This is a genomic window from Rhodococcus sp. GXMU-t2271 (assembly GCF_041414735.1).
GTDB classification, from domain to species: domain Bacteria; phylum Actinomycetota; class Actinomycetes; order Mycobacteriales; family Mycobacteriaceae; genus Rhodococcus; species Rhodococcus indonesiensis.
Window position 1 is genome coordinate 1 of record NZ_JAUIZP010000090.1, and the last position, 1,585, is coordinate 1,585.

A 1,585-nucleotide genomic window follows, 5' to 3' on the forward strand; every position below is an offset into this window, starting at 1 on the left:
GGGGGGCTTCGCCCTCACTCGATTCACGGAAAGCGTGTGAATCGAGTGTGCTGTTTCAGATACCGCACAGTGGACGCGTAGCTTCTTCGTGGTAAGTCCTCGGCCTATTAGTACCGGTCACCTGCATGCGTTGCCGCACTTCCAGTTCCGGCCTATCAACCCGGTGGTCTGCCGGGGGCCTTACCCCCTCGAGGGGGTGAGAAACCTCATCTTGGAACAGGCTTCCCGCTTAGATGCTTTCAGCGGTTATCCCTTCCGAACGTAGCCAACCAGCCGTGCCCCTGGCGGGACAACTGGCACACCAGAGGTTCGTCCGTCCCGGTCCTCTCGTACTAGGGACAGCCTTCCTCAAGTTTCTAACGCGCGCGGCGGATAGAGACCGAACTGTCTCACGACGTTCTAAACCCAGCTCGCGTGCCGCTTTAATGGGCGAACAGCCCAACCCTTGGGACCTACTCCAGCCCCAGGATGCGACGAGCCGACATCGAGGTGCCAAACCATCCCGTCGATATGGACTCTTGGGGAAGATCAGCCTGTTATCCCCGGGGTACCTTTTATCCGTTGAGCGACACCGCTTCCACATGCCGGTGCCGGATCACTAGTCCCGACTTTCGTCCCTGCTCGACCTGTCGGTCTCACAGTCAAGCTCCCTTGTGCACTTGCACTCGCCACCTGATTGCCAACCAGGCTGAGGGAACCTTTGGGCGCCTCCGTTACATTTTGGGAGGCAACCGCCCCAGTTAAACTACCCACCAGGCACTGTCCCTGAACCCGATCAGGGTCCGAGGTTAGAGGTCCAATACGATCAGAGTGGTATTTCAACAACGACTCCACCCACACTGGCGTGCGGGCTTCCCAGTCTCCCACCTATCCTACACAAACCGAACCGAACACCAATACCAAGCTGTAGTGAAGGTCCCGGGGTCTTTTCGTCCTGCCGCGCGTAACGAGCATCTTTACTCGTAATGCAATTTCGCCGAGTCTGTGGTTGAGACAGCAGAGAAGTCGTTACGCCATTCGTGCAGGTCGGAACTTACCCGACAAGGAATTTCGCTACCTTAGGATGGTTATAGTTACCACCGCCGTTTACTGGGGCTTAAATTCTCAGCTTCGCGGATCACTCCGCTGACCGGTCCTCTTAACCTTCCAGCACCGGGCAGGCGTCAGTCCGTATACCTCGTCTTACGACTTCGCACGGACCTGTGTTTTTAGTAAACAGTCGCTTCTCTCTGGTCTCTGCGACCACCCCCAGCTCCGACCGCGAAGGTCTTCACCGGGCGTGGTCCCCCTTCTCCCGAAGTTACGGGGGCATTTTGCCGAGTTCCTTAACCACAGTTCTCTCGATCGCCTCGGTATTCTCTACCTGACCACCTGTGTCGGTTTGGGGTACGGGCCGTGTGAAAGCTCGCTAGAGGCTTTTCTCGGCAGCATAGGATCATGGAATTCGCCTCATTCGGCTACGCATCACCTCTCAGGCTGTGTGTGACACGGATTTGCCTATGTCACGCCCTACAGGCTTACACCGGTACAACCACTGACCGGCCCCACTACCTTCCTGCGTCACCCCATCGCTTGGCTACTACCA

The 1,585-nt window shown here is 57.2% G+C and carries 1 rRNA gene; it reads right to left on the minus strand.

The annotated features are described in order from the left end of the window. Positions 1-87: 87 nt before the first annotated feature. Positions 88-1,585 (minus strand): 23S ribosomal RNA (locus tag QYS60_RS25655); the annotation flags it as partial.